We start from the raw sequence: 26,737 nt of genomic DNA on the forward strand, positions 1-26,737 counted from the left end.
CCATCAAAAAACAGCAGCCGTTATTTCGAGGTCTGAATGCTCCATAGCTTTTTTCAATTCCTGTCTTATTTGATTGGCTTCTTCTAGTTTCCCTTGTTTCTCGAGGGATAGGTAAAGACCGGTCAATGACCAACCATTTTGGCGTAATTCAGCTAAATCTTCTTTAAACGTACTTTCTGCTTCATCGTATCTTTCTGCTTTTAGTAATGCTGTACCAAGATTTTGCCGTGGTGGTATATACCAAGCAGAAGGTTCATTGTAAACTAAACTATCTTCAATATGAACAGCATTTTTAAAGTGTGAAATAGCTTCGTCAAAGCGCGCCTCCATCAAAGCAATTTCCCCTGAAACTATTTCTGAAGCTAGAGTCGCTATTGTATGACTTGAATCAAAACCTACAGCCATCATATTTTTCAAGTCATCATCCAAAAGCATTGCTTCGATAGCTTCAAGTTCCTCTTTTGCCTCTTTTAGGTTTTCCTTTTTCGCAAAAGCCACCCCTCTAGCATAATGCCAAATAAGACGTAAGTGTTTAATTTCTTGATTTGGAGGTGGCGTGGTCAGAATATCATTCCATTTGCCAAATCGCACGTAGGACAGTAAGGGTGTGGCGGCGAAATTTTGGAGGAAGTGCAAATCTTTCATCTCACCAACCGGAACCTTTTCAGCTGTTTTTTTTGCGGCATCAATGGCAATTTCACTATGCCCCAATAAACTGGCCGCAGACCAAAGAAAATGGACATTGTGAGGGTAATAGGCCAATGGATACATTCCTTGTGCATAACATTGTGAAATGTAATCTTCATCTGCCAATATCGCTTTTTGATTGACCTTTACGGCATCAAGATATCTTCCTACTCGTATATAAATGTGTGAAGGCATATGCACGATATGTCCGGCAGAAGGCATTAGGTTACCTAAAGAATCTGCACTTTGAACGGCCAAATCAGGATTTGGAAGTTCAACCATATGAATATAATAGTGATGTGCACCGGGATTTTTCGGATTAATTTTAATTGCTTTTTCCAAGCCTTTTTTTGCTTCTGCAATACCATTCATGGGCTCATTGCTTTCATTCCAATAATTCCATCTTGTAGTATTCATAACTGATGCGGCAAAAAGGGTTAAAATGTCAGTATCATCCGGAAATTTTTTGACAACTTTTTGCATTGCCTCCATGTAACGTTCGTCAAGTATATTTAAATCAATGGTGGTATCGGCCGAATATCTCACTGATAATGCTTCAATTAAAGCTTTTTCCTTCGAATCTGCCTTTGAAACATGCTTTAATGCCTTGAGTGCCGCTTCATTTGCCTTGATTCTTCTTTTGCTATCAGGAATCGGATCATTAATATTTGGACCTAAAGCGTAGGCTTGACCCCAATAAGTCATGGGTGAAGATGGGTCTAACCTTGAGGCCTCCAAAAATGAGCGGTGGGCTTCGGCATGGTTAAACGCATAAGTTAGCTTTAAACCTTGGTCAAAAAACATTTGACAATCTGGTTCATCGGTAGAAATCTTTAAATGATGATTTCCTAGACCTTCAAATATTGGTGCAATTTGTTGGGTGCTATCAACGGCTTCCAACATAAAGTTTGCAACGGTACATTTCATAAAATTTAAAGAAGCCAATTGTCTTTCTGACGATTTTTTCTTTTCGTTCAATAAAATGGTTATGGAAACCAAAAGAAAAATTGCGAAAAGTAGATACGTGTTTTGTTTGAAGCTTTTCATTTGATTGAAATTAATGTTCAAAATAAAATATCAACGCGGAGAAATCCGGTATAGGGGGGAAGGTCAGGTCTTGGTGGAGTTAATTCTGCTGTAAGTATTGTAAAGTACTAAAAAAAAGCAAATTAAGTCCAATTTTCAAGCGTTAATCTGAAATTGAAGTAGACAAGGTAGTAGCATACTATTCAATTCAAACTTTAACTAGTTGCTTCCTTGTATCAAACCTTATATTTGTGTCCTATGAAAAACCTATTATTTGGTCTGGTATTGCTATTCTTTATAAAGGGAAATGCTCAAATAGAGAATGACAAAATCCTTCATTTTGTGGGAGGTAATCTCTACGGTTTGGCTGGCGCTGGAATTGCAAAACAAGTTTCAAATGGGAATCGTTTTTGGACGTTCGCTGGTGCAATCGGCGGAAGTGCGCTGGTTGGTTTAGGTAAGGAGGCCATAGATTCAAACCCAAATGGCTCTGGTTGGGATAATGGCGATTTATTGGCTACAATTCTTGGGGGAGCTACCGTTGGAATTACTATTGATATTTTTACAGACCATAAAAAAAATAGAAAAACTAAGCCTCAGGGCGGTTTAACGGTCGGGTTCGTACCCGAATTACAAGAACTTCAGATGGTTGACAATAGGCTTCCAACACTTTCGGAATTAGCGTTGCCTACCCATATTTTAGATTAATCCTCGAGCTTTGATTTCTAAATACTTATTTATGGTATTTATAGTCAAATCTTCTGGTTTTGTTAGGATTGTTTGAATACCGTATTTCCTCAATTCATTTACGATGCGTTTTTTTTCGTAAATAAACTTTTCCGCTATTGTTTGCTCAAAAATTTGATGGGTGTTTTTTGGTGGTTTTGAGGCAAAGTCCTGTAATTCGGTATTTTCGAAAAAGATGACAACCAACAAATGGTTTTTTGAAATGGCCTGTAGATATGGTAATTGCCGATGCAATGCATCTAAGGTTTCAAAATTGGTGTAAAGTAAGAGAAGACTTCTTTGGTTTAGGTTTCTTTTAATATCGATATATAATCGACTGAAATCACTTTCTACGAAGTTGGTATCCAAATTATATAGGGTCTCAAGAATCAAATTCATTTGAGAACTTCTTCTGTCAGCAACAACTCGATTTTGAATGGCATTGCTAAAAGCAAACATACCGGCCTTGTCATTTTTTTTAATCGCTATGTTACTAATGACCAAGGTTGCATTAATTGCATAATCCAATAATTTAAGACCATTGAAAGGCATTTTCATAACCCGTCCCTTATCAATAACTGAATAAATTGGTTGTGATTTTTCATCCTGATACTGATTAACCATCAATTGGTTTCTTTTGGCAGTTGCTTTCCAATTAATGTTACGAATGTCATCGCCTATTACATAGTCTTTAATCTGTTCAAATTCCATAGTGTGGCCGATGCGACGAATTTTCTTTAGGCCATATTCAAAAAGTCTATTTGAGAATGCGATTAAATCGTATTTCCTTAATTGTAAGAATGAGGGATACACTGGAATTTCTGCTGCTTGATCAAATTGAAACCTTCTGGCCAACAAACCTAAAGGGGAAGAGGCGAAAATATTTAAACTGCCGAACGAATAGGAACCTCGCTCTGTTGGTCTAATATGGTAGTTGTAAAATTTGGCAGCTCCAGATTTTAAGTTGCTTTCAAGACCAAAATCACGCTTCTGAAATTGAAAGGGCAACTCGTCTATAATTTTTATCGTTGCTGTAAATAAATAGGTGTTTGAAATGTTTATTGGGATAGGGTTTTCATCACCATTAGAAAGCTTATCTGGTAATTCACGCTTGCCTTCAATCCGTCCTTTTGAAACGAAAAGTAAAAGAATATCCGCTACAATCAACAACACAAAAACGTAAAATAAGATTTGAAAAACACCCAATAGATTTTGAAAAATGAATGCCACCAAAAAACCTATCAAAATGCATGTTAGCACAATGAAAAATCGTTTTTGTAGAAATACATTTTTAAAAACCTTCTTCACCTTAACGGGGTATTTCAATTGATTCCACCAACTGATCAATCACCTTTTCAGGAGTAAGCCCTTCCATCTCGCGTTCTGGAGTCAAGATGATTCGGTGTCTTAAGATGGGTTTGGTAACTTTTTTAATGTCTTCTGGCGTAATGAAATCACGTCCGTTCATAACAGCCAATGCTTTAGATGCATCCATAATGGCAATAGAAGCCCTTGGTGAAGCCCCTAAATACAGACTAGCATTGGTTCTTGTGTTTTCAACAATAGAAGCGATGTACCTTAAAAGATTGCTTTCTACTATGACCTCTTTAATTATGTTTTGGTATTCTGCAATTTCTTTAGCGGTCAAAACAGTTTCTACAAACGCTTCTTCATCTTTATTTTTAAGGTCGTGTTTACTCTCTAATATTTTAATCTCTTCTTCCAATGATGGATAATCTACGTTGATTTTAAAGAGAAAACGATCTAGTTGGGCTTCAGGTAGGCGATACGTACCTTCTTGTTCTACAGGGTTTTGGGTAGCAAATACCAAAAAAGGAGCTTGCATTTGATATTCTTTGCCATCAATGGTAATTTGGCGCTCTGCCATAGCTTCAAACAATGCCGATTGTGTCTTGGCCGGAGCCCGATTGATTTCATCAATTAATATCAAGTTTGAAAACAAAGGACCTTTTTTGAATTCGAATTCTGAGGTTTTAACATTAAAGACCGACGTACCTAAAATGTCGCTGGGCATTAAATCTGGGGTGAATTGAATTCGATTGAAATCAACATTCATTGTACGGGCCAATAGTTTGGCTGTAACAGTTTTAGCAACACCTGGCACTCCTTCAATTAAAGAATGTCCATTTGCCAAAATTGATATGATAAGTAGTTCTATCATATCGTGTTGCCCGATGATAACTTTGCCCAACTCCGCTTTAATTTTTTCAACGGCTTCTTGCAATTTTGCAAGGTCTATTCTTGAGCTAAATTCCAATGGATTATTTTCTTGGGTTGTTTCCATGTTAAGATTTAAATGCGGTGATTTTTTTGTTCAACTGAATGAGGTCTTGCTCAGAGTTGATTGGTTTTCCCTTTAGGTAAATGATGAACTCCATGAGCTTTTTAACTTCTTCGTATGGTTTCGCTGACTTAGATGCGATAACCTTAAATGTGTTTTCGTTTATGGTAGTTGTATCTATATAATATCGTTCACGTAAAAAGGCTAAAAAGTAATTCAATTTTTTTTCGATAAGGTCATTATAATCTTTGCTCTGATAATATAGGGAACCAACAGTTCTAGCGAATTCAACCGAAGAGTTTTGAATTGGTTCTATAACAGGTATAATACGTTGCTCTCGTTTTGCCCTAAAAATTACAAAGAGCAGTAATCCGATAATCATGAGGTAGTAGGCCCATTTCAATGCATCTTGATTAAGAACAAACCGCATTGGGGAATCAATTATTACGCGACCTGATTTTTTATAATTATCCCAGAATATTTTGTCGGTATCTATATAGGAAAGGACATTTGCTGCGTAATCGGAATTACCACCAAGTAAATAATAATTTGCAAAAGCTTGGGGGGTAGAATGAATAAAAATATCGCCTCTACCGAATTTGGTTTTTATAAAGTTCGGCAACTTTATTTTTTCTGCAGGTTCTGGAACAAATTCATTTTTACGAAGAAATTCCAAATAACCCAAGATTGTTGTGTTTGCCGTATCAACTTTGGTGATTTGGGTGTTGTTCAATCCTCTTGCAAATGAAAATTTTTGACCTTTAAATTTTTGATGGGTCAAATCGACCAATACAGTGTCTTCAGTTATAGTATAATCACTTCTGATGACCAAGTTCAATGTGTCCGCTAAATTATAACTGATTGAATTTGTAGATAAAAAGACCGAGTTTCCTTTTTCGACGAAACTCAATAATTGATTGAGTTCTTGTTGATCTAAATCCACAAAATCATTGATCAGCATGTAATTGGATTTTTCGGTAGAATCCAATGCGATCAAAACATCGTACAAGCTCTCTTCGATAGTCTCAATTTGACTGTTCGGAAAAATAGTGGGGAGTTCATTGTGAAGTACATAACACCCAAATGGAATTTTGTCATTCAAAGTATACGAAGGGCGCCAATCTAGTGGTCTGGGTCTAATAATTTCCGATGCTATGATGCCCAATAATACCAAACCGAAAATCCATAATATGATTTTTGCACGCCTTTCCATATTAACGTGGAATGATTTGGTTCATTTTTTCAAACTGATTTGCTGCCCTACTGAACAGACTTTCGGTGATGGGTTGTTCACCATACCAAACATAATCGTACAAATACGCTAGCTCTTTAAAACCAGATTGTAATTTGGGCTCCTGGATTTCTTGATGGTATTCAGAGTTTGTCTTTTCAAAATGCCATTCAATAAGTTCCTTTTGGGATAATCGTTTTAGCAGTTTTAGAAAGTGGTATCTCACAGCCAAACGATAATCTTTATTTTTCAATGCATCTTTAAGTAAGCTATCAAAATCAATGGCTTCAATATGTTGCTCGGCGAGTTCAATGTCGGCAAAGGACTTGGCTTTTTTTGAAAAAATGGCTTCAAAGCGTTCATTAACGAACATTCGAACAATTAGGAAGATAACCAAACCGCCCATAACAATGTAGATCAACCATTTAAGCACTTCAAGTGTTCCAGGCGGAATTTGAATTCCGAATGTATCATTTAGCCAATTGCCGAACCATCTCAAAAAACGGGAAATCAGGTTTGCAGATTCACCCGTTTTTATGGTGTAATCAAATTCCTCTCCTGAATATCTTTCATTTAAGCCATCCTCAAAATTCCTTTCTTGAAGAATGGAATTTTTATCCTCCGCAAGGGACAATGAATCTTTTTCGACTTGTGTAAAGCCAAAAAAAGAACATAAGAAAAGAAGGATTGTAATTCTCACTATAGTGATTCGCCTATTTGCTCAATTTTTTTCCTTGTGTGGATATTGTATGTTTTTTCATGCAAAGTATAATACAATAATCCATTGCCAAATTGGGTGAGGCATTGACCGTAAACAGCAACTATTAAAACCACACAAGTACCCAACGTATATACGATTGTAGCCACCACTGAATTCACAAAGTCCACATCATTTTGCACCACATGAAAGGTGTAAAATCCGATAATGACCCCAGGGACGATTAAGGCAACCAAAATTAGGATTCCCAACAATAGGCCTAAAACAAAATTAACCCCGACCGAACGCCAAAAGTTTTTCGTTACAAGATTCCACCCTTCACCAAGGGCAGCTGTAACACCTTTGTTATTTTGTAACATGTCAAAAAAGGAGACCCCAACCCATGCTATTAGAAAGTATTGGATGATGTATTGGGCAAATATTCCTAGAATAGGGATTATGGCGCAAATAATGGCGATAATCATGAATATAATGTAAATGGGTATTAACAGTAAAACAAAAAGAACAATGTTCCCTAATTGGTTTCGCGCGTACCCCCAAACCTCTTTTTTGTCAAATTGATTACCCTCTTTTTCATCATATTTGACCATATAACTGGTTGAAAGGCTATAATTTAAAATGGCGACAGCGATAAAAACAAAGAAAAATAATATACCACCGGCACCAATAAGAATTAAATAGTCTTGCTCGGATGAATCAGGTCTATTCAAACCAAAGGTGCTACGTTCTGCGGCAATCATTCCCATAAAACCGGAAACCAAGAGGTAACTGACAATTAAGAGGGCCACTAAAAAAATACCGTTGTAACTTAAAAATACATTGGTGAATTTTTTAATGTTTTGCTTGAAAAAATCAAAGTAAGTGGTGATGATATCACCAAAATCTCGATTTACCCTAAGCGGGATGTAATTTTTTTGCATCTAAACGATTTAAAATTCTAGGATATATTCCGTAATAAAAAACGATTAATAGTAATGAAGCCCCTATAATCAAAAAAGCCAACCAATTGGGCATATCGGTATAACGAGTTATAAAGCCTTCAATAAAACCTGCAACTATAAAAAACGGAATAGTGCTTACCACTACCTTAAGCCCGTCTTTCGCACCTTTCATAAATGAGACTCGTCTTGAATAGGTCTTGGGGAATAAAATACTATTGCCCATTATCAATCCGGCACAACCAGCAACAACGATTACTGAAAGTTCTATAGTGCCATGTAACCAAATCTGTTTGTTTGCTTCAAAGAACACACCCTTAGTATAAAAAAACGTTATAAAAGCACCAACCATAACACCATTACTAAATAGAATATAGGCCGTGCCAATACTGGTAATTACCCCAAAGGCAAAGGCTAAAAAGGCTACTCGAATGTTATTAATGGTAATTCCTAAAAAGCTTCCTATTTCACTACCGCTTTTATATATAGCAGCAGGATCTCCATTGGCTATGTTGTTTAGAGTTTCATTGACATATGCATCTCCTAGAATTAAGCGTACGAAAGTTGAATCATTGAGCGCAGAAACACTTCCGATGGCCACAGCGACAACAAAAATCAAGACCGATACCAATAAGGTTTTTTGATAACCTTTAAAAAATAAGGGGAATTCATACGCCCAAAAATCCACAATGCGATTGCCGCTTTCTTTTTTGTTCTTGTAAATTTTTTGGTGGGCTTGTGAAGCAAGGGAATTTAGATACAATAAAGTTTTACTTCCTTCGTAATAGGTTTGCGCGTATGCCAAGTCGTTTGTTAGTTGAATATAACCATCTGCAAGTTCGTCTGGGTTTGTCTTGGAGTTAAGGGTGATAGCCTTTTCGAATGCTATCCATTTTTCCTTATTTTGTTTGACAAAGGCGGCTTCGCGCATAAAATCTAATTACAGCAAGATAAAAGTACCTGTTAATGGGCAACCTTCAAATCAATACAACGCAAAATGTTAACCTTAATTATAAAATTGTCAGTATTGGTGAACGAATCGTGGCATTTTTTATAGATGCTTTTATTTTATACCTCTATGCGATTTTAGTCAATTTAATCGGCGATGCCATTGGCTATATTTATGAGGACCGATGGACCCAACGTGGTCTGGTGGCATTGATTTTTCTTCCAGCGATGGGCTACAGTTTATTCATGCATAGCATCTTTAATGGCAGAACGGTTGGCAAGATGTTATTAAAAATGAGAGTTGTTCGTTTTGACGGTACTCCTGTACATTGGAGTAATTATTTGGTTCGATGGATGCTGCGTTTGGTTGATATCTGGATATTTTTTGGGTCAATAGGTATTTTGACATTACTCTTTTCTGAACGAAGACAGCGACTCGGAGATGCCGCTGCCGGAACCGTTGTAATCAGTACTAAGAATAAAGTAAAGGTTTCGCATACCATCTTAGAAAATGTTGAAGAGGAATATATTCCGAAGTTCACGAACGTTTCGATATTAACGGATAAGGATGTAAGACTTATTAAGGAGACCTATCTTATTGCAAGGAAGAGTAATGATTTCAAAACACTCAAAGAACTGCGTCTAAAGGTCGAAAGCATCCTTAACTCCAATTCGGAGCTTTACGATAGTCAATATTTGGATACTGTTTTAAAGGACTATAATTACTACACTCAGAAAATTTAAGGGATGTTCTTTCAGGTAATTGACATCTTAGGAACTATTGCTTTTGCCATCTCAGGAGTCTTAGTGGCAATGGAGAAAAAATTGGATTTGTTCGGAGTAGTAATCATTGCTTTTGTCACCGCTATAGGTGGTGGTACCCTTCGAGATTTGTTAATTGGAAATACTCCGGTCGGATGGATGCAAAACCTGACCTACGTTATTGTAATTCTAGCCTCAGTCGTATTCGCCATAATATTTGTAAAACAGTTGAAATACCTAAGAAAATCTCTGTTTTTATTTGATACAATTGGTATTGGGCTTTACACTATGGTTGGTATTGAAAAGGGCCTTCAAGCCGAACTGGTACCCGTAATTTGTGTGGCTTTAGGAACAATGACAGCAAGTTTTGGAGGTGTAATTCGTGATATCTTGTGCAATGAAATCCCCGTGATATTTAGAAAAGAAATTTACGCTACTGCTTGTATCGCTGGTGGCTTTAGTTATTTTCTCTTTGCTCAGCTTCCGATAGTGGATGCCTACGCAAATATTGCAGCTATTATCGTTGTAATCTTGACCAGACTATTAGCCGTTAAATTTAAAATTACCCTTCCGAATATTTACAGGACTTAAAAAGCCTCCGCTTTTAGAATGTATACATTTTGCATGGGCCAATCACCTGAATCTACCTCAACCTTATTGATTTTATCCACAACATCCATTCCTTCAACTACCCGACCGAAGGGGGTATAACTTCCATCTAGGTGATAACTTCCAGGTTTTGTGACCACAATGAAAAATTCATAGGGTGATGCTAACTTATGTGGGTTGTCGCGTTCGCTGCTCGGCATTGAAATGGTGCCACGATGGTGTTTGTGCCCTTTTCGAGTATCCGGTGGTAAAAGATAACGACCGATTTCTTTTCGTTTTTGCGAAGTTGCTTTATTATCCGCATTTCCACCTTGAATGATAAAATTCTTGACGACTCTATGGAACATGGTGTTGTCAAAATAACCTTGTTTGGCCAAATAAATAAAATTACCCTTGTGATAAGGCACATTATCATACAACTCAATGGTGATAGCACCCATTGAAGTCGTTAACCGAACTTTGGTTTCCGTAACTTCTTTAGCATAATTGAAGAAAAAATCAATGGCGTTCTCTTCATTTAAAAGAAAAGGCTCTTCCTCCTGAATTACCTCAGATTCCTCAATATTTAGGCTGTCCTTATTTGTAGATACCACATCAACTTCGGTTTTTTCTTTTGGTTTGTTTTGGCAGGAGAGGAAAAAAATAAGCGTTATACTTGCAGCTATTGTCAACCGAAGGTTTTGCATGAAATTTGAAGATTTATATCAACTGTCGTCAAAAATAAAAAATCTACCCTTGCCCGGCGAAGAAGCACATTTTTTGATGGAACCAGCAATGCGCCGAGAATGGCGCAATTTGGAAAAGATTGAAAAACGAAATCCAAAGCATTCTGCGGTAATGGCCTTGTTCTATCCTAAAAATGAGATTGCGCATATCTTACTAATTCTTCGCAAGTCATATAAAGGTGTCCATTCAAATCAAATAGGTTTTCCTGGAGGAAAAGTTGAAGCAGCGGACAAGAATTTATTGGATACAGCCTTGCGGGAAACTTCTGAAGAGGTAGGGGTGAAAGGTTCAGATATTGAAGTACTAAAAGAGCTGACCAGATTGTATATTCCCCCAAGTAATTTTTGGGTACAACCATTTTTGGGTATGTTTCCAAATCCTTATCCTTTTGAAGTTCAGGTATCTGAAGTAGAAAATCTGGTTGAGGTTTCTGTTCAAGACTTTTTGGATGATTCAAAATTGATTAAGCAGAATTTGAATACTTCCTACGCACAAAATATTGAAGTACCTGCTTTTATGCTCAATGGTCATACCGTTTGGGGAGCAACCGGTATGATGCTCAATGAAATCAAATCACTATTAAGGCAGCTACTTTAGCTGTTTTTGTAAATTAGCCTTTCAATAGAATTCATGGGTTTATTTAAGAAAAATCCTTTCGGACATTATCTTTTTTTAAAAAAATGGCTTATTCGCATTATGGGGTTAATTACCCATAATCGATACAAGCAGTTCAATACCCTTCATATCGAAGGTTCTGATGTTATTCGTGAACTACCTGAAGCGAACGTTCTTTTTGTAAGCAATCATCAAACCTATTTTGCAGATGTGGTGGCAATGTTCCATGTGTTCAATGCAGCACTTAGCGGACGTGACGATAGTATAAAAAATGTAACCTACCTATGGAAACCAAAGCTCAATTTCTATTATGTTGCGGCTAAGGAAACCATGGGCAAAAGTCTGTTGACCAAAATTTTGGCCTACGCGGGTTCCATTAGCATTGAGCGCACTTGGCGTGCCGATGGCCAAGATGTAAACAGGCAGGTGAAAATGAGCGATATTTCCAATATAGGTATTGCCCTTGAAGATGGTTGGGTAGTTACTTTTCCGCAGGGTACGACCAAACCTTGGAAACCCTTACGAAAAGGCACTGCCCATATTATAAAACGTTACAAGCCTATTGTAGTACCCGTTGTTATTGATGGTTTTAGGCGTTCTTTTGATAAGAAGGGATTGTATATTAAGAAAAAGGGAATTCTTCAATCCATGCAGATAAAAGAGCCTTTGAACATAGACTACGATAATGAATCCATTGAGCAAATCATAGAGAAGCTAGAGTATGCTATTGAACAACATCCTTCTTTTTTAAAAGTGATTCCCGAAGACCAGATTGCTGCCTACGAAGAAGACCACCAAAAAAGGCGCTACAGCTATAAGGGAGAATATTGATTAGGTCTAAACTTCAAGCTTTTTAAGCTCCCTGTAATTTTCATTTAAGCGTTTGAGTAAAATACCGTAAAGAACACGGTAAAGTAACCAAAGAATTAGGGCGAAAAATACAATTGCACCAAGAAGTATCAATGCAAATAATGCCCATAAGGCAAGACTATTATCTGCAGTTGCTATTTTTTCGGTCAAGGCGCCATTTGGATTTGAAATAACGTACTCCACTGAAATGACAACCATCATCAAGGCAAAAAAGCACAAGTTGAACCAAACGTATTTCATTACTGTGCTTCTGGTCTTTATGATTTTCTTCATCAGGTTACGCGCATTATCTGCAGCACTTATTTTGCGATAATTCTGATAAAATCTATAAATAAAGAAAGCAACTACACTGTAAAAAACAATGTCTAGAATAGTGTTCAACGTATTGAACATTTGAATCTTTTCTACATTAAGTTCTTCGGTATCAATAGGTAAAAAAGAAAGTAATAACCAAAAACCAAATTCGATTAAACTGATATAAAAAATCCATTTCACAATGGAAGAGGATTTTTTCTTTATCATCTTATAAATCTGGTCAAAAGAAAGTTTGGGAAGGTCTTTTTCCTTCTTCTGCCAATCTTTCTTTAAAAGTTCTAATTCGTCCATCATATCACTACGGATTAATAATGGTTTTAAGTTTGTTCTTAATTCGGTTCATCTTGACCCTTGCATTAACCTCGGTAATACCCAAAGTTTCTGATATTTCTGCATAATCTTTATCCTCTAAGTATAAGAATACCAATGCTTTATCAATGTCACCCAATTGTTTAATTGCATCATACATCAATTTCAGCTGGCGCTCTTCAGTATCGTCATATTCATTCGCCTTAATCTTAAAAATCACGGAATCATAGTCTTGTGTTTTGACCCGTCTTTTCGATTTTCGGTATAAGGTTATGGCAGTGTTCAAGGCCACACGGTACATCCAAGTGCTGAATTTAGCGTCTCCCCTAAATTTTGGATACGCTTTCCAGAGCTGAATTGTAATTTCTTGAAACAGGTCATTGTGGGAATCGCGGTCATTGGTATAAAGACTACAAACCTTGTGAACAATGTTTTGATTGTTCTCGAGTTCGGTCACAAATTGATGCTCAAGTTCTTTTTTCACTAAAGGCTGGATGGTTAACTATTGGACAACAAAAAACCGTGATTGTTACAACTTTCACGGTTTTATTTAAAATTTTATTTTCGATAGTCTAGTGCCGGTGGGCGATCACCCAACAGTGGGGCATAGACAAAATCAACGCCTCTTCGTTCCTCAAATTCCTTTTTTGCTTGTTCGATTAGGTCTGTATTGGTAAATAAATCAATCGCCGTTGCGGTTAAAGTTTTAGCGGCAACAACCATTCCTTTATGGCCAATAGAAGTTCCTCCTGCAGCCACCGCTTGCCAGCTATGGGCAGGTGTTCCAGGCACCCAAGTTGCTGTGCCAAAACCAACTGTTGGAACAACAAAACTTACATCCCCCACATCAGTTGAGCCGTAAGCTCTGGCGGTTTCTTTAAATGGTTGAACTTCAAGGGCCCTTTTTTCGACGAGTTCTTTCTGCCCGAGACTTTGTGATATTTTTTCTGCAAATTCACGCTCCTCAGCAGTATAGGTGAAGCCCCCTATTTCAGAAAGATTGTCGTGAACAACTTTTTGAAGAACCAAATTTGGTAATAGTTCGTGGACCCCATTCACGATTTCATATTCCATGGTAGTTCCTGTGCCCATGGCGGCACCCTCTGCAGCCTTTATAATACGGTCAAAAACATCGCGTACAACATCTCGGCTGTTATGTCTGGCGTAATAATAGACTTCGGCAAAATCTGGAACAACATTCGGTGCTTTTCCACCATCGGTGATAACATAATGAATTCGGGTTTCTTGAAGAACATGTTCACGCATCATATTGACCATGTGGTTCATTGCTTCAACACCATCCAGGGCCGAACGGCCCATATGGGGAGCACCGGCAGCATGTGCTGAAACTCCATTAAACCGAAACTTTCCGGAAATATTTGCTAATGCAGCTGCTGCACTAGCCGCATTCTGAGAACTTGGATGCCAGTGGAGTACAATATCAACATCATCGAACAACCCCTCTCGAGCCATATAAACCTTTGCCCCACCACCTTCTTCTGCGGGACAGCCATAGAAACGTATCGTTCCCATTTGATTGGTCTCTTTTAGCCATTCTTTAACTGTAATTGCAGCAGCGGTCGAAGCGGTTCCGAATAAATGATGACCACAGGCGTGACCACCTATTCCTCCGGCAGATTCTTTTTGCGGAATTGCTTTTTGAGATAATCCGGGTAAGGCATCAAATTCTCCTAAGATACCTATCACTGGACCGCCAGAACCGTATTCAGCTACGAATGCAGTCGGAATATTTGCCACACCAGAGGTAATTGTAAAGCCTTCATTTTCAAGAGTTTCTTGTAATAGGGCAGTACTTTGTACTTCTTGGTAGCCCATTTCGGCAAAACCCCAAATTTTATCTGCAATTGCGGTATAAGTTTCTTTTTTAGCATCGATTTTTGACAAAGCACTTGACTTGTCTTTTTGACCCTGGGCAACGATACTTACGAGCCCTATAATGGCGAATGTTAAGAATGATTTTTTCATGCGATGTGTTGGTTTTCGAATGTTTTAAAAATAGCAAAAACAAAACTCTTTTAGGCAGCAAAAGGGGCAAGTTTGGTTAAATTTGTGCTTTCTTTTTTTATGAACATACCTCAGTCGAGTTACCCTAGGGTTATCATTATTGGAGGCGGTTTCGCGGGCATAGCCTTGGCGAAGAAACTCGCGAACCAAGAATTTCAGGTGGTTTTGATGGATAAGCACAATTATCACACATTCCAACCCTTACTTTATCAAGTATCAACGGGAGGTCTTGAACCTGATTCAATTGCCTATCCTATCCGTAAAGTTTTGCAAGGATATCCTAATTTTTATTTCCGATTGGCCGAGGTATCACAGATAAATAAGGATAAAGAAGAAGTTGAGACCAATATTGGGTCTTTAAAATATGATTACTTGGTTGTTGCGGTAGGTTCAGAAACAAACTTCTTTGGTAATGAAAGCTTGCAGAAAAACAGTATGGAGATGAAGTCCATTCCTCAGTCACTCAATCTGCGAAGTCTAATTTTGGAAAATTTTGAGCAAGCTTTGCTTACTGATGATTTGCATGAGCGTGAGGCATTGATGAACTTTGTTATTGTTGGAGGTGGACCTACCGGCGTGGAGCTTGCAGGTGCCCTTGCAGAGATAAAAAAAGGGATTCTTCCTAAAGATTATCCAGATTTGGATACACGTAGGGCCCAAATAAACCTTGTTCAAGGTGGTGACAGGTTATTACCCGCCATGAGTGAAATAGCTTCAAAAAAAGCAGAGGACTTCTTAGAAAAGCTTGGTGTAAATGTTTGGAAGAACTTAAGGGTGCAGGAATATGATGGAAAAGTTGCCAAAACAAACGACGACACCATTTTTGAAACCCAAACACTTATTTGGGCGGCCGGGGTAAAGGCAGTTTGTTTGAATGGCTTAAATTCAAAAGAATTTCTTTGTCGTGGAGAACGATTAAGGGTTAATGAATTTCATCAAGTACATGGCTTTGAAAATATATTCGCCATTGGTGATGTGGCCCAAATGGAATCTGAGACCTGGCCAAAAGGGCATCCAATGATGGCTCAACCTGCTATGCAGCAAGGTAGAAATTTAGGTGATAATCTGGTGTTGCTTTCGAAGGGTAAGGCTATGAAGCCCTTTAACTATAATGACAAAGGAAGTATGGCTACGGTTGGACGTAACAAGGCAGTGGCAGACTTGCCAAAATTCAAATTCCAAGGAGTATTTGCCTGGTTTGTCTGGATGTTTGTCCACCTCTATTTTTTGATAGGATTTCGAAATAGGATTGTGGTATTCATAAATTGGGTGTACAATTACATAAAATTTGATCGAGAGGCCAGATTGATAATTCGTCCCTTCAAAAAGAAGTATCAACTAGATTGATGAATTTATGATGCAGTTCTTGGGTGAAACTTTTTCAAAACTTCGGTTAAATGACTTCTATCTACATGAACGTAGACTTCGGTTGTTGTAATACTCTCATGCCCCAGCATCTGCTGAATCGCCCTTAAATCTGCTCCACCTTCAAGTAAATGTGTAGCAAACGAATGTCTAAATGTATGCGGGCTAATATTTTTTTTGAGCCCAATTTTTTCAGCTAATCGTTTGATAATTTCGAATATCATGGCTCTGGTTAATTGCCTCCCATTTCGGTTTAAATAAAGAAAATCTTCATAGCCTGGTTGTATTTTTTGATGGTTGCGAACATGTTTTCGATACAAGTCAATATATTTTTTGGTGTGTTCTGCAATGGGAACCAATCGTTGTTTATCTCCTTTTCCAGAAACCTTTATAAAGTCCTCGTCCAAAAACAAATCTGAAAGTCGCAAGCTTACCAATTCAGAAACCCTAAGACCACAACCGTAAAGTGTTTCGAGTATGGCCCTATTTCTTTCACCCTGAGGATGGGACAAATCAATGGCACCTATTAGTTCATCGATTTCTAGTTGAGACAAAGTATCGGGTAATTTTCTACCAATTTTTGGAGATTCTATCAATTCCATTGGATTATCGGGTCTGTAATTTTCGAAGATCAAATAGTTGAAAAACCCACGTAGGCCCGATAATATTCGCGCTTGAGACCTTGGGTTTACTTCTTTGGAAATGTCATATATGAATCGCTGAATAATTTCCTTACCAATAGTTTGAGGAGGACTTTTGATTGCACTTGCTTTCAAATAATCGACTAATTTTTTTAAATCGAACTGGTAATTTTTAATTGAATTTTCAGAGAGGCCACGCTCGATTTTTAGGTAATTCGAATAATCAACTATTGCCTCTTCCCACTTCATAATTTAAAATTAGGGTATTCGATTTGTATGGTGTCCACTAAAAATGAAATTTTTACGTTTGGTACTATGACCCAAATCTAAAAACCAAATTTAACCGAATTAGCTATGAAGCAACTTTCGCTTTTAATCGTTTTATTTTTCGTCTGCGCTTTTGTTCAATCCCAATATATTGAACGAGGTTTTATGAAGGCCGGTTTTCATGCCGGAATGCCAACCAGTCAATCCGCCGATTTTTCCTCATTTACTTTCGGCTTCGACTTTTTCCAGCATTATGGCATATCCGAAGAATTTGATATTGGTTTCGCCACTGGTTTTACAAACGCTTTTGGCAAGACAGAACAAGTTCAAGTTGGTGATTTTTCAATCAATGGAGATTTCAATAATCTACAATTCATCCCAGCTGCCGCTTTACTGCGATATTACCCACAACGTTATCTAAATATAGGTGCTGATGTGGGTTATGCTTTAGCCCTTAATCAAGGACTTGGAGGCGGATTATATTATAGACCAACAATAAATTTTGATGTTACCGAAAACACAGGATTTTATGTTTCCTATACCAATATCGAATTGGAGGAACTAAAATGGTCTACCATTACGGGAGGACTCATATTTACTTTCTAGAAAGGAAGAATTGCATTGTTTTTTAGATTAAGTGTTTTAAAAAGATTTCTAATTTTAGCATTAGAACTATAAAACACTTAAATGATGAAAAAACTAATTTTGACAAGTGCTCTTGTCTTATTTTTTGCAATCTCAATGCAAAGCCAAGTTTATTCAACAGCTCTTGGTTTAGGAATTGATTCAGGTAACGGAGCTACTTTTGTTGGCCCGTCTGTTAAACACTTTTTCTCTGAGAATCATGCAGGACAGGCAGAGGTCACTTTTGAAACAGGGGTGACGGCCATAACAGCTTTGTACCAATTTCATGATGAATTTGATGGCGCTAATGGATTACAGTGGTTTGCTGGAGGTGGTGCTACTTTGTTCTCAGGTAGTGGTGATTCCTTATTTGCACTTCGAGGTTCCTTGGGTCTTGATTTCAAAATACCTGGTGCTCCAATAGCACTTGCCTTCGATTGGAGGCCGGCGCTTGCATTGGATGGAGATGCTGGTAACACCTTTGAAGCCGGCGCTTTTGGATTCGGCGGTAGGTATGTCTTTAATTAGATTATGATCACTAAGATTTATTAATGACGGCAACATTAAGTTGCCGTTTTTTTTTGAGTTGTTGCCGAACATAAGGAAACTACGGCATGCTTCTTGTAACCCGCTTATAGATTGATTTTCAAAAAATTAAATATTTTTAAAATCCTATTGAAACACTATTCTTATGAAAAAACTATTTTTTTTAATTGGCTTTTGTCTGATTGCTAACGGTCTTACAGCTCAAAGTCCTATCAAATTTGGAGTTACCGGCGGATTATTAAATTCAGACGCTAATATTGACCTTTCACTAGGGTCGATAGTAGAATTGGCCTCAATCGACGCTGTTAATGAAACAGGTTTTTATATTGGATTGATTTCTGATATAGAGGTTGCTGAATCCTTTCATGTTCAACCAGAACTAACTTATGGTAGCGCCGGAGATTTATCTTTTGTTTACTTCCCTATAATGGCGAAGTACTACCTTATAGCTAACAAACTAAATGTTCAACTTGGTCCACAATTAACATTTTCATCAAACCTTGATGATATTAAAAATGCCATTCAAGATATTGAAGGGGTCTTGGGAACAAATGGTAATATTGACGATGTGCTGAACACTTTCGGTGTCGATATCGGATTTGGAGCTGGTTTAGATATTACGGATAAGTTATCCGTGCAGGCAAGATATGCCCTTGAGCTTTCAGACAGGTATTCAGGTCCATTAGGTAATTCATTGGATATTAGAGGCGCCACCCTGAATGTCGGAATAGCCTATTTCTTTTAACCAAATGATGAGATTGAAAAAGGGAGTTTTACTCTCTTTTTTTATGCATTTAAATATCTATACTTTTGATAAATGAAGTTAATTATCATTAACGGTCCGAATTTGAACCTTTTAGGAAAACGTGAGCCTGAGGTTTATGGTAGCAAAACATTTGAAGACTACTTTGATGAAATTCAAAATAGATTTGATTCCCTACAAATAGATTATTTTCAATCGAACATTGAAGGTGAGTTGATTGATAAAATTCAACAAGTAGGTTTTGATTATGATGGTATTATTTTAAATGCTGCAGCGTACACCCATACTTCGGTGGGCATTGGTGATGCAATTAAGGCTATAACAACCCCAGTTATAGAAGTTCATATTTCAAATACCTTCTCTAGGGAAGAATTCAGGCACCAATCATACATATCGCCAGTTGCAAAAGGGGTCATTTTAGGTTTTGGTCTGCAGAGTTACGACTTGGCGATTCAAAGCTTTTTGTGATTTAGTTAAGAAAACTATACATCCAATAGACTGTTTTCATCCGTATTTTATTGAAATATATAATCCCCAATTACGATGAAACTATACAGATTAACTTTTATAGCCTTACTGGCTCTATTTTTTGCATGTAATTCAGATACCATTGAGCCAATAGGAGATGATGGGCAAGACAGTCAACAAGACGACTCAAATGACGATGGTGATGATGGTGTGGATGATGGTATTCTTAATGAAACAGTAACGGTATCGGTTGTAAATGCATTTGAGAATTTAGCTTTTACCCAGCCTTTAGATTTACAGTCACCGAATGATGGTACTGACCGAATTTTTGTTGCAGAGAAAACGGGTCGAATTCGAGTTTTTGAAAATGATCCTAATGTTACTTCAGCAGACACCTATTTAGATTTAAGTGGCAACCTTTCTACTACAAGTGAACAAGGTTTGATTGGCTTTGCGTTCCACCCAGATTACGCTTCAAATGGTTATGTATATGTTTGTTACAACCCCTCAACCGGTGTTTCCAATATTTCAAGGTTTACCGTTTCACAATCCAATGCCAACGCGGTTGACCCAGGTAGTGAAGTTTTGATTATTCAGATTTCGCAACCGGATACAAACCACAACGGAGGGCAATTGGCGTTTGGACCTGATGGATATTTATATATTTCCTCAGGTGATGGTGGCGGTGCAGGTGATACTGACAATAATTCTCAAACAAGAAGTAATTTATTAGGTAATATCTTGCGTATTGATGTGGATAATACAGAAAATGGATTGAACTATGCTATCCCTCTAAGCAATCCTTTTGTTGGTGAAAATGGAGTTCGTGGTGAAATCTACGCTTATGGTTTACGAAACCCTTGGCGAATGAGTTTTGATTCTGAATCAGGTAGTCTTTGGGCTGCCGATGTAGGTCAGGGAGCAAGAGAGGAAATAGATGTTATTGTTTCTGGGGGAAATTATGGTTGGAAGCTTTTTGAGGGTACATCATGTTTTTCAGGAGATTGCAATGACTCAGGTCTCACACCTCCAATTTATGAATATGGACATGATAATGGCGATCGCTCGGTCACGGGAGGAACGGTGTACCGAGGTGATGAAATAAGTTCTTTAAAGGGAAAATATATTTACGGCGATTACGTAAGTGGGCGAATTTGGGCCTTGGAAACAGATGGTAGTACCAACCAACTTGTTACAGGATCACGTTTGAGTGTTTCAGCTTTCGGCGTCGATTCGAATAAAGAACTTTACGTATGTGATTTGGTGGGTGGAATCTACAAGTTTGTAGAAACCCCAATTCAATAAAAAATTATTTGCTGAAATTTTTTTTATCGGCATAAAAGGTTCCAAAGGGGAGTAAAGAAGCCAATGCAAAAATCAGAAAGCGCTTTATTCCCCATTTTTTTTCGAACACCAAAACAGTCAATAACAAAAAGTACACAATAAACAAGCTGCCGTGGGCGTAGCCTACCCATTTATTGGGTTGTCCGATGTCTGCCCAATATTTCAATGGCATGGTTAGCCCAAAAAGCAATAGGTAAGAGATTCCTTCTAATATTGCTGTTATTCTAAAAGCCTTCAGCATATTCCTTACAAATGAATTACCTCATCATAAGCATCTGCGACAGCTTCCATTACCGCTTCGCTCATTGTTGGATGCGGATGAACTGCTTTTAAAACTTCATGCCCGGTAGTTTCAAGTTTTCGTGCTACAACAGCTTCGGCTATCATATCAGTCACTCCAACACCAATCATATGGCAACCCAACCATTCTCCATACTTTGCATCAAAGATTACTTTAACAAAGCCGTCGGCATTACCCCCGGCTTTGGCTTTTCCGCTTGCTGAAAAAGGAAATTTGCCTACTTTGATTTCGTATCCTTTTTCCAAGGCCTGTTTTTCAGTAAGACCGACCGAAGCAACTTCTGGCATACAATAGGTACAGCCTGGAATATTACCATAGTCCAATGGTTCAACATGCATTCCCTTTATTTTTTCTACACACAATATGCCCTCTGCAGAAGCAACGTGCGCTAAAGCTGGCCCGGCGGTTACGTCACCAATGGCATAATAACCAGGTATATTCGTTTGATAGTAATCGTTTACCAGAATTTTATCCCTATCTGTTGCTATTCCTACATCTTCAAGGCCTATATTTTCGATATTGGTTTTAATACCCACAGCAGATAAAACCACATCGGCCTCTAGAACTTCTTCGCCTTTTGAGGTTTTTACCGTTGCCCTGACCCCTTCACTAGATGTGTCAACATGTGTTACCTCAGCTGAAGTTTTGATTTTTATCCCTGATTTTTTAAAACTTCGTTCCAGTTGTTTTGAAACATCTTCATCTTCTACGGGAACAATTCTTGGTAAATATTCGACCACGGTTACTTCAGTGCCCATAGCATTATAGAAATAAGCAAATTCTATTCCGATAGCACCACTCCCAACTACAATTAACTTCTTTGGTTGCTCACTCAAGGTCATCGCTTCACGGTAACCAATTACTTTTTTGCCATCTTGCGGTAAACTTGGCAATTCTCGACTTCTAGCCCCAGTCGCTACTATTATATGGTCAGCAGTATATTCAGCTGGGTCACCATGTTCCCCTTTGACAATTACTTTTTTGCCAGGTTGAACTTTACCGTAGCCTGATAAAACTTCAATTTTGTTTTTTTTCATCAAGAACTGAACACCTTTGCTCATGCCATCGGCTACGCCTCGACTACGTTTAACGACAGCGTCAAAATCATGTTCTACATCGTTTGCCTTAAGGCCATAGTCTTCTGCGTGTTTAAGGTATTCAAAAACCTGTGCTGATTTCAACAGTGCTTTGGTTGGAATACACCCCCAATTCAAACAAACTCCACCTAGGCTTTCTTTTTCAACTATTGCAGTTTTAAATCCTAATTGTGAAGCTCTAATGGCGGTTACGTAGCCTCCTGGTCCGCTTCCTAGTACAATGACATCAAAATGACTCATGCAAATTTGTTTTTAGTTTTAGATGATGATTGTTTCTAATAAAGAAACAGCTGCAAATTTAAGGAAGAGCTAGGAGTTTTTACCAAACATTTCGCTATTGAATTGTTTGGATTCTCCTTTGTTAATTGTTAGCGAATTCCAATGCTCTCCTTTTTGTAGTTTACCCAATAAAACGATTTGTCCGACGTGACTGGAATAATGTGCTAATTGACGGTTTATTGCTTCAATTACAGTATGTTTTTGTCCTCGAATTTTGATAATGGAGTCGAAATTGTTTTGATTTAGTTGGTCCAATGCCTTGAACAGGCAATTCCAGCCTTCTTCCCATAAGTTTAAAATTTCTGCCTTTGTTTTTGGAGCAGCATCGAATTCTGCATCGCGATTGCGCCATTGCTTTTCGCCATCCTCGGTTAAAAAATTGGTCCATCGGCTGAGCATATTTCCAACCATATGCTTGACAATGAGTGCAATACTATTATCGTTATGCGAAGATTGCCAATGAAGTTGTTTTTGATTTAATTGAATAAAGGTTTTGTCTCCGTATTCCTTATATCGCTCAAACTCGAATCTTACGTTTAACAAATAGTTTTCGACAAAATTCATTGTTCTTTTTCCGGATCAAACCCAATACTCAATGAGTTTATACAATAACGTTGACCTGTTGTTTCTTTTGGGCCATCATTGAAAACGTGACCTAGGTGACTGCCACAATTGGCACATAAGGTTTCTGTTCGGATCATACCATGCGAGGTGTCTCTAACATATTCAATTGCTCCTTCAACTGCTTGGTCAAATGAGGGCCAACCACAGCCACTTTCGAATTTGTTTCCACTTTCGAATAGTATGGCATTACAAGCTTTACAATGATAATTTCCTTTTTCAAAGTGAAGATTATATTCCCCTGTGAAGGGCCTTTCAGTTGCTTTTTTGCGAAGGATTAGAAACTCATCTGTTGTTAGCTGATCTTTCCACTCCTTTTCAGATTTTTCGATAGAATACTTTTTCAATGCGTTTAATTTTTACTTAAAACTAACTGTAAAAATATTAATAGCTGCTATCCGGTATAAAATCCAAGGCAGCTCCGTTAATACAATGTCTTTTTCCGGTAGGTTTAGGACCATCTTCAAATACATGTCCTAGGTGACCACCACAGTTTGCACAATGTTCTTCGGTTCTAGGGTATCCAATTTTGTAGTCCACATCGAATTCAACATTACCTTCAATTTCTTGATAAAAACTTGGCCAACCTGTTCCAGATTTGAACTTGGTCTCACTTCTGAACAGTTTAGTACCACAACCAGCACACACATAGGTTCCTTTTTCATTGTTTTCCAGTAAATCACTGGTAAAAGAATATTCTGTTCCGGCCTTTCGTAATATGTAATATTCCATATCGTTTAATTCAGACCTCCATTCTGCATCGGTCTTACTAACCGGAAAGGTTTTTGTTTCCGCTTTTGAAACAGTCTTATTTTGCACAGTATTCATGCAACCTACAAAAACCAAAACTATAACTAACAGAAAATATCTTGGCATAATTCTTTTTTTAATTCGACGTAAAATCGTGATAATCCTTTCAATAAAAAAACCCGTTTCAATTTTGAAACGGGCCTCTTAATTATATTTTAATAATGACTAAAATCCAATTCTTTGAATATCGTCTTCACCCATATTTATTTCATCCATTACAGCATTCAAATTGGTAGGGTCAAAGTTAGGGTCTTCAGAGAATTCGGTTGGGACTATTACAATTCTAAATACTTGATCATCCGTATCAGCAGGTAACAAAGTGGCTAAATCAAAATCCGATTCTAGAAATATGCTAACGTCTAAAAATGTGTGGTCAAAATTGTACTGCAAGAGACCTTGGTCTAGTATCCTAGTCTGTGGTAAAAGACGCCATACATCAATCGGATCTCCACCATTTGGGTCATCTACTTGTTCCCATAACAGGTAAACAAAGACTGCGTCTGATTCAAATACCTCCACAGTACTCGGAAATTCATAAAAAATCGAATAGTTATTATTCGCGTCGAAAGTTCCTTGAATCTCCAATACTTGTCCCAAAATATTAATGCCATCTGCTCCATCTATACCATTGAGACCGTCAAGTCCATCAAAGCCAGGAGGACCTGGAGGGCCCGCAGGACCTTCACATGAAATAACGGCCAAGGCGACCAAACTTCCTAAAAGTAATTTTAATTTTTGCATGATTTTCTATTTGTATGAATTGATTGCATTATAGTAAACAAAAAGCGTTCCAAAAAAAATGAATTCAAAAAACTGAACTGTTGCTTTTGGTTGTTTTAAAGATGGTTATCTTGCGAATAACTAAATCATCACCATGGCAAAAGTTATTCCTCACAGCTTGTTCACAGAATTTGATATTGACTTGTTCAAAGGAGGAAAACACTACCGTTTATATCAGAAACTGGGTTCGCATGTTATTGAAGTCGATGGCCAAAAAGGCGTATATTTTGCGGTATGGGCACCTTCAGCCAAAGCCGTTTCTGTAATAGGTGATTTTAACTTTTGGAAGGAAGGTGAACATCAATTGAACGTCCGCTGGGATTCTAGTGGTATTTGGGAAGGATTTATTGCCGGTATAGGAAAAGGAGAGCACTACAAGTATAAAATAACCTCACATAATAATGATATAAAAACCGAAAAGGCAGATCCATTTGCCCGCTATTCAGAACAGCCACCAAAAACGGCCTCAATTGTTTGGGATGCCCCATATGAATGGAAGGACGACGAATGGATGAACACTCGTGAAGCCCATAATAACTTAGATAAGCCGTACTCAGTTTATGAGGTTCATTTGGGTTCTTGGAAGCGTAAAAACGGTTGGGAAGGGCTTTCATATGTCGAGGCTTCTAAAGAATTGGTGAAGTATGTTAAGAAAATGGGTTTTACACATGTAGAATTCATGCCAATTATGGAATACCCATATGATCCTTCTTGGGGTTATCAACTTACAGGATATTTTGCCCCGACTTCGCGTTTTGGAACCCCCGAGGATTTTAAATTACTCGTAGATAAATTTCACGAGGCAGGAGTAGGGGTAATTTTAGATTGGGTACCTTCACACTTCCCCGAAGACGCCCATGGCCTTGGTTTTTTTGATGGTTCCCATCTATACGAACATCCAGATAGAAGAAGGGGTTATCACCCAGATTGGAAAAGTTTGATTTTCAACTATGGAAGAAATGAGGTTCGAGCTTTCTTAATAAGTAACGCCCTTTTTTGGTTGGAACAGTATCATGTCGATGGCCTAAGGGTTGACGCTGTGGCTTCAATGTTATATTTGGATTACTCTCGTGAAGATGGCGAGTGGGAACCCAATATGTATGGGAATAATGAGAATCTTGAAGCCCTGTCCTTCATACGTGAATTGAATACAGAAGTGTACGCCAGTTTTAAAGGGGTGCAAACGATTGCAGAAGAATCAACTGCTTTTAAAGGAGTTTCAAAACCTGTGAATCTGGGTGGATTAGGATTTGGCATGAAGTGGATGATGGGATGGATGCACGATACATTGGAATACTTTAAAAAAGAACCCGTGTACCGCAGTCATCATCAAGGCGATATCACCTTTAGCTTGACCTATGCCTTTACTGAAAATTTTATGTTGCCATTTTCACACGATGAAGTGGTTTACGGAAAAAATTCTTTGATTTATAGAATGCCTGGTGATGAATGGCAACGCTTTGCTAATCTCCGCTTGTTATTCGGGTATATGTTTACCCATCCTGGTGCAAATCTAATTTTTATGGGAGGGGAATTTGGGCAGACCTCTGAATGGAATTTTCAGGAAAGTTTGGACTGGCATTTACTCGACTACGACTTTCATAAAGGAATACAGAAAACCGTTCAACATTTAAATAAATTATATAAAGAACAACCAGCTTTATTTGAAAAACAGTTTAGTCCAGAGGGGTTTGAGTGGATTGAGTGGAATGACCATACAAATTCAGTTCTTACGTACGTAAGAAAAGGACATAAATCGAAAAATGATTTAATAGTTGCCTGTAATTTTACTCCGGTTACTCGAGAAAACTATAGGGTCGGGGTTCATAAAAAATCAGATTTGAAACTTGTCTTTAATAGTGATGATTCAAAATTTGGAGGTAGTGGAGTAGGTAAATCAAAGGTAACTGTTGAAAAAGTAAGTTCACATGGTCGGGAACATTCTGCGGTTTTTGACCTACCACCTCTTGGGGTTGTTGTTTACAAGTAAAAAAAGACGACTACAATAATCTTTTACAAACAGG

The 26,737-nt window shown here is 37.8% G+C and carries 30 protein-coding genes; 12 read left to right on the plus strand and 18 right to left on the minus strand.

Annotated features, from left to right (window positions below; all coding sequences use genetic code 11):
- Positions 1 to 3: 3 nt before the first annotated feature.
- Positions 4 to 1,734: a tetratricopeptide repeat protein gene (locus HCU67_RS07940; RefSeq protein ID WP_168552111.1), complete on the minus strand. Its 1,731-nt coding sequence runs from the start codon at positions 1,732 to 1,734 to the stop codon at positions 4 to 6.
- Positions 1,735 to 1,971: 237 nt separating this feature from the next.
- On the opposite strand from HCU67_RS07940, the gene HCU67_RS07945 reads away from it, so the two are divergent.
- Positions 1,972 to 2,421, plus strand: coding sequence for a YfiM family lipoprotein (locus HCU67_RS07945; protein WP_210423674.1), 450 nt, complete (start codon positions 1,972 to 1,974; stop codon positions 2,419 to 2,421).
- Here HCU67_RS07945 and HCU67_RS07950 read toward each other — a convergent pair.
- Genes HCU67_RS07950 through HCU67_RS07975 form a run of 6 tightly spaced genes read right to left on the minus strand, consistent with a single transcriptional unit; the run spans position 2,413 to position 8,559 of the window.
- A complete protein-coding gene (locus HCU67_RS07950; RefSeq protein WP_345890699.1) occupies positions 2,413 to 3,699 on the minus strand; it encodes a DUF58 domain-containing protein in 1,287 nt (428 codons plus the stop codon). The two genes, HCU67_RS07945 and HCU67_RS07950, sit on opposite strands and share 9 nt — an antisense overlap.
- A gap of 49 nt (positions 3,700 to 3,748) precedes the next feature.
- Entirely contained in the window at positions 3,749 to 4,744 is a 996-nt protein-coding gene (locus tag HCU67_RS07955) for an AAA family ATPase (RefSeq protein ID WP_168552113.1), read from the minus strand.
- Between the two features lies 1 nt (position 4,745).
- On the minus strand, positions 4,746 to 5,954 hold the full coding sequence (locus HCU67_RS07960) for a DUF4350 domain-containing protein (RefSeq protein WP_168552114.1): 1,209 nt from the start codon (positions 5,952 to 5,954) through the stop codon (positions 4,746 to 4,748).
- 1 nt (position 5,955) lies between these two features.
- Entirely contained in the window at positions 5,956 to 6,672 is a 717-nt protein-coding gene (locus HCU67_RS16765; RefSeq protein ID WP_168552115.1) for a DUF4129 domain-containing protein, read from the minus strand.
- Entirely contained in the window at positions 6,672 to 7,610 is a 939-nt protein-coding gene (locus HCU67_RS07970) for a hypothetical protein (RefSeq protein ID WP_168552116.1), read from the minus strand. Before HCU67_RS07970 ends, HCU67_RS16765 begins: the two co-directional genes overlap by 1 nt.
- Positions 7,585 to 8,559: a stage II sporulation protein M gene (locus tag HCU67_RS07975; RefSeq protein WP_168552117.1), complete on the minus strand. Its 975-nt coding sequence runs from the start codon at positions 8,557 to 8,559 to the stop codon at positions 7,585 to 7,587. The genes HCU67_RS07970 and HCU67_RS07975 overlap by 26 nt, the downstream gene beginning before the upstream one ends.
- 35 nt (positions 8,560 to 8,594) lie before the next feature.
- On the opposite strand from HCU67_RS07975, the gene HCU67_RS07980 reads away from it, so the two are divergent.
- Together HCU67_RS07980 and HCU67_RS07985 are read left to right on the plus strand one after the other, a co-directional pair.
- Positions 8,595 to 9,320: an RDD family protein gene (locus tag HCU67_RS07980; RefSeq protein ID WP_168552118.1), complete on the plus strand. Its 726-nt coding sequence runs from the start codon at positions 8,595 to 8,597 to the stop codon at positions 9,318 to 9,320.
- 3 nt (positions 9,321 to 9,323) lie between these two features.
- Positions 9,324 to 9,929: a trimeric intracellular cation channel family protein gene (locus HCU67_RS07985; protein ID WP_168552119.1), complete on the plus strand. Its 606-nt coding sequence runs from the start codon at positions 9,324 to 9,326 to the stop codon at positions 9,927 to 9,929.
- Here HCU67_RS07985 and HCU67_RS07990 read toward each other — a convergent pair.
- Positions 9,926 to 10,633 carry a peptidylprolyl isomerase gene (locus HCU67_RS07990; protein ID WP_168552120.1) on the minus strand — a complete coding sequence of 236 codons (708 nt, stop codon included), beginning with the start codon at positions 10,631 to 10,633 and terminating at the stop codon, positions 9,926 to 9,928. The two genes, HCU67_RS07985 and HCU67_RS07990, sit on opposite strands and share 4 nt — an antisense overlap.
- Between HCU67_RS07990 and HCU67_RS07995 the strand changes: the two genes are divergently transcribed.
- Both HCU67_RS07995 and HCU67_RS08000 read left to right on the plus strand, forming a co-directional pair.
- Positions 10,632 to 11,270, plus strand: coding sequence for an NUDIX hydrolase (locus tag HCU67_RS07995; RefSeq protein ID WP_168552121.1), 639 nt, complete (start codon positions 10,632 to 10,634; stop codon positions 11,268 to 11,270). The two genes, HCU67_RS07990 and HCU67_RS07995, sit on opposite strands and share 2 nt — an antisense overlap.
- 33 nt (positions 11,271 to 11,303) lie before the next feature.
- Complete coding sequence (locus HCU67_RS08000; protein ID WP_168552122.1) at positions 11,304 to 12,119, plus strand: lysophospholipid acyltransferase family protein; 816 nt, start codon at positions 11,304 to 11,306, stop codon at positions 12,117 to 12,119.
- Between the two features lie 6 nt (positions 12,120 to 12,125).
- On the opposite strand, the gene HCU67_RS08005 is transcribed toward HCU67_RS08000, so the two are convergent.
- From HCU67_RS08005 to HCU67_RS08015, 3 genes are all read right to left on the minus strand, one after another.
- A complete protein-coding gene (locus HCU67_RS08005; protein WP_168552123.1) occupies positions 12,126 to 12,767 on the minus strand; it encodes a hypothetical protein in 642 nt (213 codons plus the stop codon).
- A gap of 4 nt (positions 12,768 to 12,771) precedes the next feature.
- A complete protein-coding gene (locus HCU67_RS08010) occupies positions 12,772 to 13,266 on the minus strand; it encodes a sigma-70 family RNA polymerase sigma factor (RefSeq protein WP_168552124.1) in 495 nt (164 codons plus the stop codon).
- 74 nt (positions 13,267 to 13,340) lie between these two features.
- The gene (locus HCU67_RS08015; protein ID WP_168552125.1) at positions 13,341 to 14,768 is read right to left on the minus strand and encodes a M20 family metallopeptidase; all 1,428 of its coding nucleotides are present in this window, start codon (positions 14,766 to 14,768) and stop codon (positions 13,341 to 13,343) included.
- A gap of 99 nt (positions 14,769 to 14,867) precedes the next feature.
- On the opposite strand from HCU67_RS08015, the gene HCU67_RS08020 reads away from it, so the two are divergent.
- Positions 14,868 to 16,154, plus strand: a complete 1,287-nt coding sequence (locus tag HCU67_RS08020; protein WP_168552126.1) for an NAD(P)/FAD-dependent oxidoreductase — start codon at positions 14,868 to 14,870, stop codon at positions 16,152 to 16,154.
- 5 nt (positions 16,155 to 16,159) lie between these two features.
- On the opposite strand, the gene xerD is transcribed toward HCU67_RS08020, so the two are convergent.
- Positions 16,160 to 17,062, minus strand: coding sequence for a site-specific tyrosine recombinase XerD (xerD, locus tag HCU67_RS08025; protein WP_168552127.1), 903 nt, complete (start codon positions 17,060 to 17,062; stop codon positions 16,160 to 16,162).
- A gap of 105 nt (positions 17,063 to 17,167) precedes the next feature.
- On the opposite strand from xerD, the gene HCU67_RS08030 reads away from it, so the two are divergent.
- The 5 genes from HCU67_RS08030 (at position 17,168) to HCU67_RS08050 (ending at position 20,786) form a co-directional block, all read left to right on the plus strand.
- Entirely contained in the window at positions 17,168 to 17,686 is a 519-nt protein-coding gene (locus HCU67_RS08030) for a hypothetical protein (RefSeq protein ID WP_168552128.1), read from the plus strand.
- Positions 17,687 to 17,770: 84 nt separating this feature from the next.
- Positions 17,771 to 18,232 carry a hypothetical protein gene (locus HCU67_RS08035; protein ID WP_168552129.1) on the plus strand — a complete coding sequence of 154 codons (462 nt, stop codon included), beginning with the start codon at positions 17,771 to 17,773 and terminating at the stop codon, positions 18,230 to 18,232.
- Positions 18,233 to 18,395: 163 nt separating this feature from the next.
- Complete coding sequence (locus HCU67_RS08040; protein WP_168552130.1) at positions 18,396 to 18,995, plus strand: outer membrane beta-barrel protein; 600 nt, start codon at positions 18,396 to 18,398, stop codon at positions 18,993 to 18,995.
- A 72-nt stretch (positions 18,996 to 19,067) separates the two neighbouring features.
- Positions 19,068 to 19,481 (plus strand): type II 3-dehydroquinate dehydratase, encoded by a 414-nt coding sequence (gene aroQ / locus HCU67_RS08045; protein WP_168552131.1) that lies wholly within the window; start codon positions 19,068 to 19,070, stop codon positions 19,479 to 19,481.
- A 75-nt stretch (positions 19,482 to 19,556) separates the two neighbouring features.
- Positions 19,557 to 20,786: a PQQ-dependent sugar dehydrogenase gene (locus tag HCU67_RS08050; protein ID WP_168552132.1), complete on the plus strand. Its 1,230-nt coding sequence runs from the start codon at positions 19,557 to 19,559 to the stop codon at positions 20,784 to 20,786.
- 4 nt (positions 20,787 to 20,790) lie between these two features.
- On the opposite strand, the gene HCU67_RS08055 is transcribed toward HCU67_RS08050, so the two are convergent.
- The 6 genes from HCU67_RS08055 to HCU67_RS08080 all read right to left on the minus strand — a co-directional run bounded on the left by HCU67_RS08055 (position 20,791) and on the right by HCU67_RS08080 (position 24,674).
- Complete coding sequence (locus tag HCU67_RS08055; protein WP_168552133.1) at positions 20,791 to 21,066, minus strand: DUF3817 domain-containing protein; 276 nt, start codon at positions 21,064 to 21,066, stop codon at positions 20,791 to 20,793.
- Positions 21,067 to 21,071: 5 nt separating this feature from the next.
- Positions 21,072 to 22,463, minus strand: a complete 1,392-nt coding sequence (gene lpdA, locus HCU67_RS08060) for a dihydrolipoyl dehydrogenase (RefSeq protein WP_168552134.1) — start codon at positions 22,461 to 22,463, stop codon at positions 21,072 to 21,074.
- 69 nt (positions 22,464 to 22,532) lie between these two features.
- Positions 22,533 to 23,066: a DUF1572 family protein gene (locus HCU67_RS08065; RefSeq protein WP_168552135.1), complete on the minus strand. Its 534-nt coding sequence runs from the start codon at positions 23,064 to 23,066 to the stop codon at positions 22,533 to 22,535.
- Positions 23,063 to 23,470 (minus strand): peptide-methionine (R)-S-oxide reductase MsrB, encoded by a 408-nt coding sequence (gene msrB / locus HCU67_RS08070; RefSeq protein ID WP_168552136.1) that lies wholly within the window; start codon positions 23,468 to 23,470, stop codon positions 23,063 to 23,065. The genes HCU67_RS08065 and msrB (HCU67_RS08070) overlap by 4 nt, the downstream gene beginning before the upstream one ends.
- Before the next feature lie 37 nt (positions 23,471 to 23,507).
- Positions 23,508 to 23,951, minus strand: a complete 444-nt coding sequence (msrB, locus tag HCU67_RS08075) for a peptide-methionine (R)-S-oxide reductase MsrB (protein WP_246865742.1) — start codon at positions 23,949 to 23,951, stop codon at positions 23,508 to 23,510.
- Between the two features lie 147 nt (positions 23,952 to 24,098).
- A complete protein-coding gene (locus tag HCU67_RS08080; protein WP_168552138.1) occupies positions 24,099 to 24,674 on the minus strand; it encodes a collagen-like protein in 576 nt (191 codons plus the stop codon).
- 133 nt (positions 24,675 to 24,807) lie between these two features.
- Here HCU67_RS08080 and glgB point away from each other — a divergent pair, with 133 nt between their 5' ends.
- Complete coding sequence (glgB, locus tag HCU67_RS08085; RefSeq protein WP_168552139.1) at positions 24,808 to 26,703, plus strand: 1,4-alpha-glucan branching protein GlgB; 1,896 nt, start codon at positions 24,808 to 24,810, stop codon at positions 26,701 to 26,703.
- Positions 26,704 to 26,737: the final 34 nt, after the last annotated feature.

This window comes from Croceivirga thetidis (assembly GCF_012272815.1).
Lineage (GTDB): Bacteria > Bacteroidota > Bacteroidia > Flavobacteriales > Flavobacteriaceae > Croceivirga > Croceivirga thetidis.